At 71.9% G+C, this 15,475-nt stretch carries 18 protein-coding genes; 10 read left to right on the top strand and 8 right to left on the bottom strand.

Annotated features, from left to right (window positions below):
* The first annotated feature begins 40 nt into the window (after nt 1-40).
* From CLV43_RS50135 to CLV43_RS28360, 6 genes are all read left to right on the top strand, one after another.
* A complete protein-coding gene (locus CLV43_RS50135; protein ID WP_281262184.1) occupies nt 41-394 on the top strand; it encodes a ClpX C4-type zinc finger protein in 354 nt (117 codons plus the stop codon).
* A 299-nt stretch (nt 395-693) separates the two neighbouring features.
* Nucleotides 694-1,533 carry an SCO2525 family SAM-dependent methyltransferase gene (locus tag CLV43_RS28380; RefSeq protein ID WP_106190730.1) on the top strand — a complete coding sequence of 280 codons (840 nt, stop codon included), beginning with the start codon at nt 694-696 and terminating at the stop codon, nt 1,531-1,533.
* A 79-nt stretch (nt 1,534-1,612) separates the two neighbouring features.
* On the top strand, nt 1,613-3,490 hold the full coding sequence (locus CLV43_RS28375; RefSeq protein WP_146174942.1) for an SCO2524 family protein: 1,878 nt from the start codon (nt 1,613-1,615) through the stop codon (nt 3,488-3,490).
* Nucleotides 3,491-4,399, top strand: a complete 909-nt coding sequence (locus CLV43_RS28370) for an SCO2523 family variant P-loop protein (RefSeq protein WP_106190727.1) — start codon at nt 3,491-3,493, stop codon at nt 4,397-4,399.
* Nucleotides 4,396-5,415, top strand: a complete 1,020-nt coding sequence (locus CLV43_RS28365) for an SCO2522 family protein (protein WP_245887060.1) — start codon at nt 4,396-4,398, stop codon at nt 5,413-5,415. The genes CLV43_RS28370 and CLV43_RS28365 overlap by 4 nt, the downstream gene beginning before the upstream one ends.
* Nucleotides 5,412-6,338: an SCO2521 family protein gene (locus CLV43_RS28360; protein WP_146174941.1), complete on the top strand. Its 927-nt coding sequence runs from the start codon at nt 5,412-5,414 to the stop codon at nt 6,336-6,338. Before CLV43_RS28365 ends, CLV43_RS28360 begins: the two co-directional genes overlap by 4 nt.
* A gap of 438 nt (nt 6,339-6,776) precedes the next feature.
* On the opposite strand, the gene CLV43_RS28355 is transcribed toward CLV43_RS28360, so the two are convergent.
* The 4 genes from CLV43_RS28355 to CLV43_RS28340 all read right to left on the bottom strand — a co-directional run bounded on the left by CLV43_RS28355 (nt 6,777) and on the right by CLV43_RS28340 (nt 9,840).
* Nucleotides 6,777-7,598 carry a hypothetical protein gene (locus CLV43_RS28355; protein ID WP_106190723.1) on the bottom strand — a complete coding sequence of 274 codons (822 nt, stop codon included), beginning with the start codon at nt 7,596-7,598 and terminating at the stop codon, nt 6,777-6,779.
* 183 nt (nt 7,599-7,781) lie between these two features.
* Nucleotides 7,782-8,438 carry a hypothetical protein gene (locus tag CLV43_RS28350; RefSeq protein ID WP_106190722.1) on the bottom strand — a complete coding sequence of 219 codons (657 nt, stop codon included), beginning with the start codon at nt 8,436-8,438 and terminating at the stop codon, nt 7,782-7,784.
* Nucleotides 8,435-9,142: an ABC transporter permease gene (locus CLV43_RS28345; RefSeq protein WP_106190720.1), complete on the bottom strand. Its 708-nt coding sequence runs from the start codon at nt 9,140-9,142 to the stop codon at nt 8,435-8,437. Before CLV43_RS28345 ends, CLV43_RS28350 begins: the two co-directional genes overlap by 4 nt.
* Nucleotides 9,139-9,840: an ABC transporter ATP-binding protein gene (locus CLV43_RS28340; protein WP_106190718.1), complete on the bottom strand. Its 702-nt coding sequence runs from the start codon at nt 9,838-9,840 to the stop codon at nt 9,139-9,141. The genes CLV43_RS28345 and CLV43_RS28340 overlap by 4 nt, the downstream gene beginning before the upstream one ends.
* Nucleotides 9,841-9,973: 133 nt before the next feature.
* Here CLV43_RS28340 and CLV43_RS48635 point away from each other — a divergent pair, with 133 nt between their 5' ends.
* On the top strand, nt 9,974-10,822 hold the full coding sequence (locus CLV43_RS48635) for a sensor histidine kinase (RefSeq protein ID WP_245887059.1): 849 nt from the start codon (nt 9,974-9,976) through the stop codon (nt 10,820-10,822).
* Nucleotides 10,822-11,490, top strand: coding sequence for a response regulator (locus tag CLV43_RS48630; RefSeq protein ID WP_211304621.1), 669 nt, complete (start codon nt 10,822-10,824; stop codon nt 11,488-11,490). The genes CLV43_RS48635 and CLV43_RS48630 overlap by 1 nt, the downstream gene beginning before the upstream one ends.
* Here the strand turns inward: CLV43_RS48630 and CLV43_RS28330 are convergent.
* The 3 genes from CLV43_RS28330 to CLV43_RS47240 are packed head-to-tail and all read right to left on the bottom strand — an operon-like array spanning nt 11,462 to nt 12,863.
* Nucleotides 11,462-12,136, bottom strand: a complete 675-nt coding sequence (locus CLV43_RS28330; RefSeq protein WP_106190717.1) for an HAD family hydrolase — start codon at nt 12,134-12,136, stop codon at nt 11,462-11,464. The two genes, CLV43_RS48630 and CLV43_RS28330, sit on opposite strands and share 29 nt — an antisense overlap.
* Nucleotides 12,133-12,645, bottom strand: a complete 513-nt coding sequence (locus CLV43_RS28325) for a PadR family transcriptional regulator (protein ID WP_106190715.1) — start codon at nt 12,643-12,645, stop codon at nt 12,133-12,135. The genes CLV43_RS28330 and CLV43_RS28325 overlap by 4 nt, the downstream gene beginning before the upstream one ends.
* Before the next feature lie 2 nt (nt 12,646-12,647).
* Nucleotides 12,648-12,863 carry a hypothetical protein gene (locus tag CLV43_RS47240; RefSeq protein WP_146174940.1) on the bottom strand — a complete coding sequence of 72 codons (216 nt, stop codon included), beginning with the start codon at nt 12,861-12,863 and terminating at the stop codon, nt 12,648-12,650.
* A 17-nt stretch (nt 12,864-12,880) separates the two neighbouring features.
* Between CLV43_RS47240 and CLV43_RS28320 the strand changes: the two genes are divergently transcribed.
* Nucleotides 12,881-13,282 (top strand): universal stress protein, encoded by a 402-nt coding sequence (locus tag CLV43_RS28320; RefSeq protein ID WP_106190714.1) that lies wholly within the window; start codon nt 12,881-12,883, stop codon nt 13,280-13,282.
* 125 nt (nt 13,283-13,407) lie between these two features.
* Here the strand turns inward: CLV43_RS28320 and CLV43_RS28315 are convergent, their stop codons facing one another.
* Nucleotides 13,408-13,674, bottom strand: coding sequence for a UBP-type zinc finger domain-containing protein (locus CLV43_RS28315; RefSeq protein WP_245887058.1), 267 nt, complete (start codon nt 13,672-13,674; stop codon nt 13,408-13,410).
* A 106-nt stretch (nt 13,675-13,780) separates the two neighbouring features.
* Between CLV43_RS28315 and CLV43_RS28310 the strand changes: the two genes are divergently transcribed.
* Complete coding sequence (locus tag CLV43_RS28310; RefSeq protein ID WP_106190712.1) at nt 13,781-15,475, top strand: NAD(P)/FAD-dependent oxidoreductase; 1,695 nt, start codon at nt 13,781-13,783, stop codon at nt 15,473-15,475.

Here is a 15,475-nt window from a genome sequence, read left to right as displayed (position 1 = left end):
TTGTCAGGGAATGCCTGACAACGTGGGATGGGGGTGGGTGGTGTCCGGAACGGTGTTCCCGCCGAGTTGTTCGTTCTGCGGCAAGGCCGCGGTCGAGGTGCGGAAGATGATCGCCGGGCCTGGGCTGTACATCTGCGATGAGTGCGTGGGGAAGTGCGAGGAGATCCTGGCGTCGGACGACGGTTCGTCGGACGACCGGGTGCCGGAGTGGTCGGTGATGGCGGACGAGGTGTTGTTGGGGCACCTGCCGCGGATCGCGGCGACCGTCACGCAGGTCGAGGCGGGGTTGCGGGAGCGGGTGTTGGAGCTGCGGGCGCGCGGTGTGACGTGGGTGCGGATCGGGGCGGCGTTGGGGATGACGCGGCAGTCGGCGTGGGAGCGCTTCTCCGGGTGACGGTGGTGTTGCCGGGTCTGGTGTGGACGGACGCTCCCGGTGGTGGGGCAACGGGGTCCCGCGCGCACGGCCGCCGGTCTGCGGGTGGCTGTCCTGGGTGTCGCTCTGGTGTCCCTTGGCGGTAGAGCATTTCCACCCGTGGCGGAATAAATCTATTCCAGCGTCGCCGGGAATGCGCGATGGGACGCTTTGTTCAGCCGTATCGCGGATCGCCTGCAGGTGGCGGTTGTCCGATCATGGTGGAACGACCACGTGCGGGCCGGACCGGCTGACTTCGATCGTGCGCAAAAGGGGACAGGGTGCAAAATGGGGGACAGCGCAACGCTGATGTTCCGTGGTACCGGTTCGATCCGGACGACTACCTGGCGCGCAACTACGCCGAGGTCCGCGGCGAGGACCACCGGGTCGTCGAACTGGTGCGGGACTTCTTCGGGGCCCAGTTCCCCTCCGGGCACGCGCCGGTGGGGCTGCGGGGGATCGACGTGGGCACCGGCGCGAACCTGTACCCGGCGCTGTCGATGCTGCCGTTCTGCGAGTCGATCACCCTCTACGAGCACGCCAAGTCGAACCTGGAGTGGCTGGCCGAGCAGACCGCGGCGGACTGGCCGTCCTGGCCCGACGTGTGGAGCGACTTCTGGTCCGTGCTGGGGGAGAGCCCGCACTACGCCGGGCTGGGTGAGCACCCGCGCGACGCGCTCGCCCGCCGGGTGGAGGTGGTGCCCGGCAGCGTGTTCGCGCTGGACCCGGCCGCGGGGCGGTGGGACATGGGGACGATGTTCTTCGTCGCCGAGTCCATCACCTCGCAGCGCGGCGAGTTCGCCGACGCCGTGCACGGGTTCCTCGGCGTCCTGCGCCCCGGCGCGCCCTTCTGCATCGCGTTCATGGAGAACTCGCTCGGTTACGAGGTGGCCGGGATCGAGTTCCCCGCCGTCGCCGTCGACCACCACGACGTCACCGGCTGCCTTTCCGGACGGGCGACGGATCTGGTCGTCGACCGCATCGGGACCAATGGCGGACCACCGCTGCGGGACGGGTACACGGGCATGATCGTCGCCTGTGGACGGGCGTCGGAAACGCCGTGGACCGGTGCCGAACCGGCCTCTTCGGCGGGTGCGCCGCTGCCGTCGGAAGGCCGATGACCATGATACCGTTCGCCACGCCGCGCGGCGGGTCGCTCGACCGCCGTCATTGCGCGCCGCACTCACCTTTGGGACAGCGATGAGAATTCAACCGAGACGACAGATCCTCGATATCTGGCGGTCGGTGATCAAGTCCTCCTATCGCGACGGCACGTGGGTGTGGGGCGGTCGCGAGGAGTCCAACTCGCTCAGCGACACCGAGCAGCTGATCTGCCTGCTGTACCCGGCGACCGAGGTCCCGGCCCTCGCGCTGGAGCTGCCGGACGTGATGGCGGAGGACGCCGCCAAGGCTTTGGAGCGGTTCGGCGAGCCGCGCACCATCCCGCACCGGCTGGTCGAGGTCATCGAGGACTACGTCGAGCGGCACACCGTGGGCGACGAGCCGAGCTTCGGCGGTGGCGGATACCTCAGCACGGACGACGACTCCACGGCGCCGACCGAGGAGCAGCTGGCCATGGGTCTGGTCGACTCCTACTCGCTGTCGCTCACGCTCTGCCTGGCCGCGCTGGGCTTCCTCAACGTCTACAAGCCCCAGGTGGTCCGCAGGCCCGCGCTGGTCGCCAGGATCGAACGCCTCCAGGCCGCGCTGAGCAGGCGGCTCACCGCCGCCCAGATCGGCCTGCTGCGGTCGTTCGTGGTCAACACCGTCGGCCTGGACGACCGGGCCGACCGCGAGGTCCGCGCGGCGATGCTGGACATGGTCAACCAGGGCGGCCTGCCGGAGCAGGTCGTGGTGTCCCGGCTGCGCGAACGGCTGCAGCGCGTGCGGACCCTGCTGCTGGACGACGTCCGCCTCGGCGTCAGCACCGACCGCAAGCTCGAGGAGGAGAGCAGGCTCTTCGAGATCGGCTGGGGCTGGGGGATCGTGCGCAACGCCCCCGAGGTGGAGCTGGACCTGACCAGGAGCGCGTTCGACCGGCAGCCCGCGATCGGGGCGGAGGCGGGCATCGCCGCCGCCCGGCCCTACCTGTACTCGACCGTGCTCGCGCTCGACGGCATCAACGACCTCCGGTCGCAGCGCACCCGTGAGCTCAACCTGCTCGACGACGAGCAGCGCCGCCTCGCCGAGGCGCTGCAGATCCGCTGGGACCTGACCCAGCGGTACTGGTCCGGCATCGCCCGGTTCGGCAGGACGTGGCCGCTGGAGGACATCCCCTGGCGCACCTCCGACGGCGAGGAGTCCGACTACTTCTCGCTGCTGGTGTCCGCGGTGCTGGTGCAGGACCTCGAGGCCAGGCAGGCCACCGACGACGACCTCAACCGCGCCGTGTCCGTGTTCGAGTCGCTCGCCCAGCGCGGCCGCATCACCCGCCGCGTCACCAAGGACGACCCCGCGGTCGACATGCACGTCCCCGGTGTCCGGATGACCCTGGTCGGGTCGGACGAGATCGGGCCGCAGCTCTACTGGCACGCCCGAGACTTCGCGCCGCTGCTGCTCAAGCGCTGCCTCCAGGCCGCCGCGCTGTCGGCCAACCGGGTCGCCCGCGACCGGCTGATGCGGCTGGCCGAGACGACGATGGACCACCTCGACAAGCGCCGGATCCACGACGGCGACGCGCTGGGCCTATGGGACGACCCCGGCGAGACGCTGTTCTCCGACGCCCGGCTGCCCGCCGAGAAGCTCCCGTCGTGGGCGATGACCGAGCGCGTCATCGAGGCCCTGATCGCCGGGTCGCGCACGTTCCAGCAGCAGCCGCTGCGCAGCCCCGGCATGCGGGCCCGCGCGGAGGAGGCGCTGCACGAGGCCGAGCACCTGCTCAACCGGTTGCTGGTCAACTCAGACTCCGACGACACCTCGGCGCGCAGCGCGGAGATCGTCGTCATCGAACGGCGGCTCAGCCGGGCCCGCGAGGTCATCACCGAGCAGCCCGGTACCGCGAACGCGCTGGCGCTGGCCGCGCTGCTCAGCCTGGACGAGATGAACGTGGCCCACAACGACGCGTCGAGGGGGGCGTAGGTGCTCGTCTTCGCGTCATCCGACAAGGGCGGCACCGGTCGTTCGGTGACCAGCTGCAACATCGCGTTCCACCTCGCCCAGCGGCTGGACGTCGCCTACCTGGACTTCGACTTCGGCTCGCCGACCTCGGGGGCGATCTTCGAGATCCCCAGGGCCGAGCGCGGTGTCGAGCGCGAGGGCCTGCACACCTACTTCACCGACGGGATCACCGATCCGCGCAGGCTGGACGTGTGGCGGCAGACCACCCGCCAGGACCTGCGCGGGTCCAACGTCCGCGCGGGCAGGCTCGCGTTCTTCCCCGGCGACAAGGGCGGCGCCGAGTTCGGCACCACCCGCGAGATCCAGCAGCGCTGCGTCGAGCTGTTCACCCGGCTCGACAGCGAGTTCGACGTGGTCGTCGTCGACCTGAGCGCCGGCCGCTCGGCCGCGTTGACGATGGCGCTGATGGCCACCGCCCAGCCGTCGATGCGCGGTGTCACGGCCCGCTGGCTGGTGTTCCACCGCTGGACCCACCAGCACATCGTGGCGGCGAACGGACTGGTCTACGGCGACCGCGGGCTGCTCGCCGTCGGCAAGAGCGCGGGCCACGACCAGGACACCCTGCTGGACGCCATCCGGTTCGTGCGGGTGGCCGTGCCGAACCTCAGGGAGCACAATCCAGGCCAGACCGCCGCCCAGGCGACCTGGCTGCACGCCTGCGACGAGGAGCTGCGCAAGCTCGCCGTGGACAACCGGCTCGGCCGCAGCCGGATCCTGGGCACAACCCCCGTGGAGCCCGTGCTGCAGTGGCGGGAGCAGATCATCGCCGAGTCGGACGTCTCGGCGAAGATCGCCAACGCCGGTACCGTCAAGTCCTTCCGGGAGCTGTCCGTGCGGCTGACCGACGACGCGGTGTGGGAGGGGATGTGACCACCATCGACACGTCCGCCTACACCGAGGCCACCGCCAAGCCGGAGCCGCGCCACGTCGCGCTGTCGCACCTGTCGGTGGAGGTCGGCCACTTCTACATGGAGGACCTGGCCGACGGCGACGAGCGCATCCGCACCCAGTTCCGCAAGGTGCTGCCCTGGCTGGAGGCGACCCGCACGGCGCTGGCGGCCGACCTCGACGGCGTGGTCAAGCCGCGGCTGAGCACGTGCTTCCTGATCGACGACTACTTCCGGACCGACACCAGTCCCGACGAGATCGTCGACCGGCTGCTGGGCATCGCGGACGAGTTCGGCATCACCATCGACTACCTGGCCCGCGAGGCAGGGTGCTTCGAGGCCGACCGGGTGCCGCTGGCCGAGCTGACGGCCGCGATGCTGCTGCCGGAACCCCCGGTCGGCACGACCGGCGCGCGCCCGCCCGTGCAGGACTCGGGCTGGCTGTGCAACGGCGAGCGCGCCCCCGACACGAACTCCGGCAACCAGGCGATGATGCCGGTGACCGACTGGGAACCGCCGGTGGAGTTCGGCAAGCGCAACCACTCGATCTTCCTCGACGTGGAGCTGTGGAAGGACCGGACCGAACGGGTCGACGGCAGGCTGGTCGAACGCCGCCAGTGGTCCTGCCCGTTCCTGGCCTCGGTGTGGCAGCTGCTGCGCCTCGGCGCCCTGCGCTACGAGGGCGAACCCGTGGCCCAGCCCCAGCGCTGGACCGGTGACAGCTGGCCGAAGCGGTGGAGCGACCTGCCCGCCGTCGTGCAGCTGACCCAGAACCCCGCGCCGTTCGCCGCGTACCGGACCACGTCGATCCTGCCGCAGAGCTACCTCGGCATCGAGCACGCGGTCCGGGTCATCCTCGACCACCTCGACATCGACAAGTCCGTCACCGACAAGACCGTCGAACGCGCGCTCCGCGAAGGCGTCCGCCTGCCCGAGCAGCTCAGCTCCCGCGTCTCCCACATCTTCGTCGAGGCCCCCGTCGCCGGTGCCCGGTGGTGATCATCGGCGAGGTCCGCACCGGACTGCTCCGCAACTCCCTGCCGCTGCCCAGGCAGGCCGTCGTCGACCTGCTCTCCCTGCGCCCCGGCAGGCAGGTCGTCGCCACCGACCGCCCCATCAACCGCACGGTGTCGCCGGACTCGATCGTCGGCGTCGACTGCACCCTCGCCACTGAACCGCAGGCGAAGGCCCGCGGCATCGGCACCGTCGTCACGCACGCCGTCGTCGTCGGCGGCGCCGTCCTCCAGTCGTCCTCCCGCACCAGGCTGGAGTGGGTCGACTACCGCGAACGCAAGGCGTGGACCCACTACACGCACCGCCGCGGCGTCGTCGACGTCCTCGGCAACCCCCCGCCGGTCCAGGTCGTCAACGGCAGCAAGAGGTCCTCCCACCAACGCGACACCCTCGACCTCGGCGCCATGTGCCAACGCATGCTCATGCTCGTCCAGGGCCGCCCCCAGCTCGACTACAAACCCGGCCTCCGCACCCAACCGACCCAACTCCGCTGGAACGCCACCGCCCGCAAGGGCGCCCGCCCCGCCGTCCACCTCCACATCGACGACGAGTCCCGCCGCACCGTCGACGTGGTGGTCCCACCCGAACTACTGGGCGAAGCCAGCCGCTTCTGCGAAGACCTCGCACTCCACGACTGGCTCTACACGGCCCTCGGCAACGTCGTCGAACAAGCCGAACGCGACATGGCCGCGGGCACCGACCCCATGAAACTCCTGGGCTCAGCCCTAACCCTCCTCGTCCGCCTCTGGATGCCCGGCGCCCACGTCGACTCCGCCCTACGCCCCCTCTGGGCCGACCTGGAAGACGTCCCCGGCTTCAGCCAGTCCTGGCACCGCAACGTCGCCTGGATCCGCGACCAGATCTCCATGAGCACCCTCACCGCCTGGCAAGACGCCCGCACCTTCTAAACCAACCGCAACAACCCGCCACCCCCACCGCACCCACCCACCCCGCCCCGTTGGGCGCAGCCCGCCAGCGCGCATCCGGCGCGGAGCGCCTGGGGCCTCGTCGGCGCCAGCCGATGCCTTGTCCGCCGCGAAGCGCGGATGCTCTGTCCAACGGCGAAGCCGAGGATGCCTGGTCCGACGGCGAAGCCGAGGATGCTCGAGTCGAGCGCAGCTCGATGCTGGCGAAGCCAGACTTCCCCTCTGCCCCCGATCCACAGCGCCCTCCTGCCCGATCTTCGTTGTCAAGATGGCTTTATCGTCTTGACAACGAAGATCGGGCATTGAGACAATCGCGCGCCGGGGGCCGGGCTTCCCCACGGGTGGGCACCCCGAAACTCACACCCAGATCCGAACTTCCCCCGTCGGTGCACACAACAGCACCCAAGGCCAACCCCCACATCACCTGAACCACCTCCGCACCAACAACGCGAAGAACACGTTCAACGACAGCGCCCCGAAGTAGCTCTCCACCACCAGCACCGTCTTCACCTTCCCGCCCAGCTCATCCGTCCCCGCCGGGTTGATGAAGTTCACCGCGGCCAGGTACAAGCTGTGCAGCCACGTCCCGTCCGCCACCACCAGCAGCATCACCCAGAACACCAGCAGCTGCACCAGCACCCATCCCAGCAGCCGGTACGGCCGGTACCCGTATCCGCAGGTCACCGCGGACACCGTCTGCATGATCCGCCGCCACCAGGACCGTTCGATCCGGTGCAGCACCTTGGTGCGCAGGTACAGGAACCTGTCCCGTTCCAGGTTGTCGTTGGTCAGCAGGTGGATCTCGGCCGCCCGTTCGAAGGCTTCGGCGGCGTGCATCATCATCTTCTCGGCGACGCAGTCGGTGCCCAGTTGTTCCAGGATCTCGGCGAGGTCCTTGTTCTGCCGCATGGTCAGCCGCAGTGGTCCTTGTGCTTCGACCTCCGCCGCCATCAACGCGACGAGCAGGGTCCGTCGCCGTTCGCTCGGGACGGTTTCCGGTTTGCGTTCGTAGAGGGCGTTGAAGATGAGCTGGTGCGACTTGCGCCGTCGTGACGGGTACTCGTCGAGCACGTTGGAGACGTACTGCTCGAACTCGTCGAGCAGTTCCGCTTCCTCGTCGCGCAGCCCGCCCTGGTTCAGCGCGAGCTCGACTTCGTCTGCGTACCGGCCCGCGCGTTGTTCGACGATCCGGCTGAGCCGTTCGTAGCCGGATTCCCGTGCTTCGGAGAAGGTGGTCGACATGACGCCTACGCCAGGGCGGCCGGGGGCGGGATGCATTCACACGGGGACATGTCCCCATTCTCCCTGGGCTCTCGGATGGGCGCCTGAGCCGTTCGGGTCATCGTTTCGCGGGATTTCCCAATCGCCCATACCATTCTGCTCCGCGATTCCGCAGGAAAACGGCGCAAGATTGGTGATCCGAATTCACGCGTCGCGCCGGTGGAAGACCGCGGTCGCGGTGGCGACGGCGATGAGCGCCCAGCAGGCGGGCACGACGAGCGCCTGCCGCCCGTCCACGGTGTCGGGCAGGAGGTCGAGCCTGCCGCGGATCAACGGCGCTGCGACGACGTAGTAGCCCAGCAGCAGCGTGAGCGCGGGCACCGCCGCCCGCAGGACCGTCGCCACGGCGGCGGCGAGCACCGCCGTGAGCACCAGGTGGGCGATCGCGGTCGCCCCCGGTCCGAACGGCGCGAAAGGACCGTCCGGTCGGGCCGTGCGCGCGGTCGCGAGGCTCAGGACGGCGGTCACTGAGGCGACCACGAGGCAGAGCGCGGCCAAGGTGAGGGACTTGGCGAGCTGGAGCCCGACCCGGTTCGGCACGCAGGTGAGGCTGGTCCGGATCTGCCCGTCGTGCTCGGAGGCGGCCACGAGCGCGCCCAGCAGGACGAACCCGAGCTCCGAGTACCCCAGCGGGGCCAGCCCGACGTCCACCGCGGACGCCGTCGTCGCCGTCCTCGCGTACACGAGGTCGAGCAGCGGCGTCACGACCCACGTCGCCACGACCACCAGCCGCACCGACGGCAGCGTGGCGAGCTTGAGGAGCTCGGCGTGGACGGTGTGCCCGACCGTCCGGGCGGTCACGCGTCCCGCCGGTGCACGACGACCGCGGCGACGGCCAGCAGCGCGACCACCCAGGCCGCCATGACGAGACCACCGGTCACCGGGGCCAGGTCGACCGGGGAGGCGATCCGGTGCAGGAACATGTGCGAGCCCGCCAGGTCCGGGAAGTAGGCCGCCAGCGGTGTGACCTTGCTGAGCAGGAACGTCACCGAGACGACGGACGTGTTGAGGATCAACAGGGTCAGCGGCACGACGCCCGTGCGGGTGAGCAGGGTGATCCCGTGCGCGAGCAGCGCGGTGAACGTCCAGTAGACGACGACCCCGACGACGCGCGGGACGGTGTTGTCGGGCAGCGGCCTGGTCAACGCCAGCGTCAGCGTCGCGGTCACCAGCGCCAGCACCGCCACGACCAGTGTCAACGCGCCCGCCTTGGCGGCGAGGAACAGGGTGCGCGACGCCGTGCCCGTGAGGCTGGTGGTGATCTGCCTGCCGCCCGGCGCGTCGTCGCCCTCGGCGGTGTACTCGCTGCTGGTCGAGACGACCCCGAGCACGATCGCGCCGATCACGCCGAGGGTGAGCTGGACGAACCCGGCGTCCTGACGGGCCTCCTCGGGGACCGCGCTGATCATCATCACGCCCGGCGGCAGCACCAGTCCGATCGCGAGCCCGGCGCGGGCCGACGGCAGGGTCAGGAGCTTGCGCAGCTCCGCGTGGAACAGGGTCACCTGCCGTCTCCCGTCAGGGCGAAGAACGCGTCCTCCAGCGTGCGGTGGGTGCCGGTGACCTCGGCGAGGGTGCCGCGGCTCGCGATCCGGCCGTGGTGGATCACGACGACGTCGTGCACGGTCTCGGCCAGCTCGCCCATGAGGTGGCTCGACAGCAGCACCGTCCGCCCCGACGCGGCCCGCTCGCGCAGCAGCTCGCGCATCCAGCGGATGCCGCCGGGGTCGAGGCCGTTGACCGGTTCGTCCAGCACGAGCACGTCCGGGTCGCCCAGCAGCGCCGCGGCGAGCCCGAGCCGCCTGCCCATGCCGAGCGAGTAGGTGCGGACCCGCTTGCCCGCGGCCTCGGTCAGCCCGACCAGGTCCAGCACCTCGTCGACCCGCCCGCGCGGCAGCCCGTTGCTCGCGGCGACCCACCGCAGGTGCGCCCGGCCCGTCCGCGACCGGTGCGCGCCGCTGCCGTCGAGCAGCGCGCCCACCACCGTCAGCGGGCGGGTCAGCCGGTGGAACGGGAGCCCGCACACCAGCGCGGTGCCCTCCTCGGCGCGGTCGAGCCCGAGCAGGATCCGCAACGTCGACGACTTGCCGGCCCCGTTCGGTCCGAGGAACCCGGTGACCCGGCCCGGTCGGGCCTCGAAACTGATGTCGGACAACACCTTCGTGCGTCCGCGCCGCTTGCCCACGTGTTCGACGGTGATCATGGCGAGCAGTCAACGGGGAGCGCGGCGCGGGCGCATCGGGCCGGGGAACGGGGTCGTGCGGCGGTCTCGGCCCACGGGATGTCAGACCCCGGACCGACGTCCTCGCGGCCGCGGAGAAGTAGAGTCCCGGCCCGTGGACGTGCGTCAGCGGCCCTCGTGGCGGTCAGGGGTCGCCCCGACCACCCTCGGGGTCCTCGCGGCGCTCGTGCTCGTGCTGCTGACGGTGGGCGGCGCGGGGTCGGCCGCCGTGGTCGTGCCTTCGCTGCTCGCGGTCGCCGCGGTCGCGGTCGCGGTCCTCGCGGTCCGGCGGAGCCGGGCGGGCCGGGCGGCCTACGAGGAGCGGCTGACCGAGTGGGCGGCGGCCGAGGCGGCGCAGGCCGAGCGGATGCGCATCGCCAGGGACCTGCACGACATCGTGTCGCACGGCCTCGGCCTGATCACCGTCCGCGCCGCCGCGGCCCGCTACGTGACGGGCGCCGACGTCGCGGAGGCGTTGGCGGACATCGAGAACGCGAGCCGCGAGGCGACCTCCGAGCTGCGGCACATGCTGACCGTGCTGCGCGCCCCGGACGACGACGCCGTGCCGCGCCTGCCCGTCGAAGGGCTCGACCAGCTGCCCGCGATCGTCCGCGGCGCGGAGGTCGCGGGGCTGCGCACCGCGCTGACCGTCGAGCCGGTCGGCGAGGTGTCGCCGGGAGTCCAGGTGGCGGTGTGCAAGGTGGTCCGCGAAGGCCTCAACAACTCCGCGCGGCACGCGGGGCCGACCGACGTCCGGGTGCACGTCCACCGCGACGGCGACAGCGTGGTGGTGACCGTCGCGGACAGCGGGCCGGACGGGCCGCGGCGGTCGGCTCCGGGCGCGGGCCACGGCCTGATCGGGCTCCGGGAACGGGTCGTGGGCCTTGGTGGTGCCTTCGCCGCGGAGCCCGTCGAGGCCGGGTTCCGGGTCGTGGCGCGGATTCCGGACGGGGGAGCGGCGTGATCGTGCGGGTGGCGCTGGTCGACGACCAGCCGTTGCTGCGGCGCAGCCTGGCGATGGTCATCGACAGCGAGCCGGGCCTGGTCGTCGTGGGCGAGGCGGACAACGGGGTCGACGGGGTGGCCGTCACCGCGGCGACCCGGCCGGACGTGGTCCTGATGGACGTGCGGATGCCGAAGCTGGACGGCCTCCAGGCCACCAGGCGGATCTGCGCGAACCCGGACCTCGCGGCGACCCGCGTGCTGGTGCTCAGCATGTTCGAGCTGGACGAGTACGTGTACGAGGCGCTGCGGGCGGGCGCGTCCGGTTTCCTGCTCAAGGACACCAGGCCCGAGGACCTCATCGACGCCATCCGGCGCACCCACGACGGGCAGTCGCTGTTCGCCCCGTCGATCCTCACCCGGCTCGTCGAGCACTACGTGTCCACGCCGCGGCGGGCGACCGCCACCCCGGCGGGACGGCTGACCAGGCGGGAGGTCGAGGTGCTCACCCTCGTCGGCCGCGGGCTGTCCAACGACGGGATCGCCGCCCACCTGACGATCTCGGTCAAGACGGTGAAGACGCACGTGTCGCACCTGCTGGCCAAGCTCGACGCCCGTGACCGCGCGCAGCTCGTGATCGCCGCCTACGACGCCGGGCTGGTCACGCCCCGGCGCGACGCCAGCCGCTGACCCAGGCCAGCAGGTCGTTGTCCCGCAACGACTCCACCACGACGTCGGCCGGGAAGTCCTGGTGCGCCAACGTGGGCACGCCGACCACCCGCAGCCCGGCCGCGCGGGCCGAGCGGAGACCGGTCGCGGAGTCCTCGAACGCCAGCGCCGCACCGGGTTCGACGCCGAGCGCGGCGCACGCGGCCAGGTACATCTCGGGGTGCGGCTTCGGCGCGGACACCTCGTCCGCGGCCACGCTCACCGGGAACACCCCGGCGAACCCGCTCCGTGCCAGCGCCGCCTCCAGCAGCGAGCGCGGCGAGTTGCTGGCGACCGCGAACGGGACGGACGCGGCGACCAGGTCGACGAGCGCGACCGCCCCCGGCATCGCCTCGGCCTCCTCGGCCACCACCTCGGCCACCAGCACCAGCAGCTCGGCGGCGATCTCGGCACCGGCGCCGGGCTCGTCGAACAGCCCGGCGAGGGTGTCGCCCGCGGCCGCGAGGGACTTCCCGATCACCGCGGCCTTCTGCTCCGGCCCGAACGCCAGGCCCCGGCGGGCGAACAACGCGGTCTCGGCCACCGACCAGCACGGTTCGGTGTCCACCAGCAGCCCGTCGCAGTCGAAGACCACGGCGGCGGGGGTCCAGTCGTACAGGCGCGTCACGGGGTCGCTCCGGCCACGAGGTCGTCGACGAAACGGAGCGCCGCGCTCGCGTTGGTGTGCCGCCAGGCCAGCAGCACGGCGTCGAACCCGTCACCGCGGTCGGCGCCGGTCGCGGCCACCACCCGTGCCAGCACGGCGCGCTGGGCGGTCAGCAGGCCGGTCGGGTCGAGCGCGCGCCGGTGCAGCAACGCGAGCTTCACGAGCAGGTGCGACCGCAGCTGCCGGACGTGCTCGGCGGGCTGGTGCAGCCACTCGTCGACACAGGCCCGCCCGGTCTCGGTCAGGTCGTAGACGGTCCTCTGTGGACCCGGTCCCGACTCGACGGTGAGCGGCCTGATCAGCTCGGCCTCCTCCAGCCGTCCGAGCGCGCGGTAGACCATCGGCCTCGGCACGGACCACACCCGGCCGAGCGCTCCTCCGGCGGCGGTGAGGGCGGCGATCGCGAAGCCGTGCCGCGGTTCCTCGCGCAGCAGGGCCAGCACCGTCCACTCCGGCAACGCCAACGCCACGGCTAGCCCTCGGCCCGCGCGGGGCGGAGCGGTCCGCGGGCGTCCGCGGTGTGCTCGTCCACGGTCGAGGCCTCCTGCAGCTGGTCCGCGCGGGTGCGCCGATCAAGCATAACAACCGGCGTCCACGCGCCACCGGTGAAGTTGGGCCGTTCGCGCACGCCTTCGACCCCGTTGGCGCAGCACCCGACCCCCGTCGCCGGGCACCCCGTGAGGACCACCGAACGAGGAGACGCACATGGCTGAGGACGACAGGCGGATCGTCGTGGGTGTGGACGGCACCGAGACCGCGGCCGCGGCGCTGCGCTGGGCGGTCCGGCAGAGCGGGTACACCGGCGCGCGCCTGGAGGCCGTGCTGGCCTGGGAGTCGCCCGCGACCTACGAGTGGGCGCCGGACCTGACCGACCCCGCGGACGTCGAGGCCGCCGCGCGGGAGGTGCTCGACAAGGCCCTCGCCGACGTGGCCGCGCCGGTCACCCGGTCCGTGGTGCGCGGCAACGCGGTCCGGGTGCTGCTGGACGCGGCCCGCGGCGCCGAGCTGCTCGTGCTCGGCAGCCAGGGGACCGACGAGCTGAAGGGCTCGGTCGGCCTGCACTGCCTGCACCACGCGACCTGCCCGGTGCTGGTGGTGCGGGGCTGAGCCCCGGTGGGTGACCACGGCCCGTCCGGGTCGGCGGTCACCCACCTCGCCCGGCGGACCGCGAGGTGGGTCGGGAAGTGGCCACCGAGGACTACGCCCCTGGGTGAGTGCCCGAGGTCACCGCGCTAGGCGAGGGTCTGGTCGACGAAGCACCAGCGCCAGGTCTCGCCGGGCTCGAACGAGCGGATGACCGGGTGCCCGGCCTCGGCGGCGTGCTTGCTGGCGTGCTTCTCCGGCGAGGAGTCGCAGCAGCCCACCTTGCCGCACTCCAGGCACAGCCGCAGGTGCACCCAGCCGGTGTCCTGGGCCAGGCAGTCCTCGCACCCGTCCTGGGTGCTCGCCGTGGGGTCCGGGCCGAGCTCGGCGACGTGCTGGCAGACGGCGGAGGTCACGTTTTCTCCTTGGCTGGGGGTCGTCAGGCGCGAACTTACGTCCCGACGCGGTCGTGTGCCATCCCCACCCGGTGACGGCGGCCGGTTCCGCTGCTTGACTGGTGGCATGACGACACCTCCCGCCGAGGCCACCAGGGTCGCGCGCCCCTCGATCCTCACGGTGGACGACGACCCCAGCGTGTCCAGGGCGGTGGCACGCGACCTGCGCCGGAAGTACGGCGAGAACTACCGGATCGTGCGGGCCGAGTCCGGCCCGCAGGCCCTCGAGGCGCTCCGGGAGATCAAGCTGCGCGGCGAGGAGGTCGCGGCGCTGCTCGCGGACTACCGGATGCCGCAGATGAGCGGCATCGAGTTCCTGGAAGCCGCCATGGACCTGTTCCCGCTGGCCCGCCGCGTGCTGCTGACCGCGTACGCCGACACCGAGGCCGCCATCCAGGCCATCAACGTGGTCGACCTCGACCACTACCTGCTCAAGCCGTGGGACCCGCCGGAGGAGAAGCTCTACCCGGTGCTCGACGACCTGCTGCACGCCTGGACGGTGACCGACCGGCAGCCGGTGCGGCAGGTCAGGGTGGTCGGGCACCGCTGGTCGCCGCGCTCCTACGAGGTCCGCGACTTCCTGGCCCGCAACTCCGTCCCGTTCCGCTGGCACTCGCTGGAGGACGCCGACTGCGAGGCCAAGCGCCTGCTCGACGCGGCGGGCCAGGACGGCACCCGGCTGCCCGTGGTCGTGACGCCCGAGGGCGAGCCGATGGTGCAGCCCACGGACGCCGAGCTGGCCGCGCGGGTCGGCCTGAGCACCGAGCCGTCGACGGACTTCTACGACCTGATCGTGGTCGGCGGCGGCCCGGCCGGGCTGGGAGCCGCGGTGTACGGCGGGTCGGAGGGCCTGCGGACCGTGCTGGTCGAGCGGATGGCCACCGGCGGCCAGGCGGGCACCAGCAGCCGGATCGAGAACTACCTCGGCTTCCCCGACGGCGTGTCCGGCGAGCAGCTCACCGAGCGCGCCCGCAGGCAGGCGCTGAAGTTCGACGTCGAGATGCTCACCACCCGCGACGTCGTCGCGCTGGAGCAGCGCGGCGCGGCCAGGGTCGTGCGGTTCGACGACGGCACCGAGCTGGCCGCGCACACCGTGATCCTGGCGACCGGCGTGTCCTACCGGATGCTCGGCGCGCCCGGACTGGAGAACCTGGCGGGCCGGGGTGTGTTCTACGGCGCGGCCACGACCGAGGGCCCGAGCTGCGCGGGCCAGGACGTGTACCTGGTCGGCGGGGCGAACTCCGCTGGTCAGGCCGCCATGTACTTCTCCCGGCACGCCCGCCGCGTCGTGCTCGTGGTGCGCGGCGACTCGCTGGACCGGTCGATGTCGCGCTACCTGATCGACCAGCTGGCGCGGGTCGACAACATCGAGGTGCGCACCTGCACGGAGGTCGTCGGCGGCACGGGCGAGGACCACCTGGAGACGTTGACGCTGCTGTGCACCGCCACGGGTGAGAAGACCACGGTGGAGGCGTCCTGGCTGTTCGCGTTCATCGGCGCCGCCCCGCGCACGGACTGGCTGGAGGGCACGCTCTCGCGCGACGACCGCGGGTTCCTGCTCGCCGGACCGGACCTGGTCGCCGACGGCGGCTCCCCGGACGGCTGGGGCCTCGACCGGCCGCCCTACCACCTGGAGACCAACCTGCCGGGCGTGTTCGTCGCGGGCGACGTGCGCGCGGACTCGGTCAAGCGGGTCGCCTCGGCCGTCGGCGAGGGCGCGATGGCCGTCACGCTGGTGCACCGCTACCTGGAGAGGTCGTGA

Origin of the sequence: Umezawaea tangerina, from assembly GCF_003002815.1 — a bacterium.
Taxonomy (GTDB): Bacteria; Actinomycetota; Actinomycetes; order Mycobacteriales; family Pseudonocardiaceae; genus Umezawaea; species Umezawaea tangerina.
This window is presented reverse-complemented; position numbering and strand designations above follow the sequence as displayed.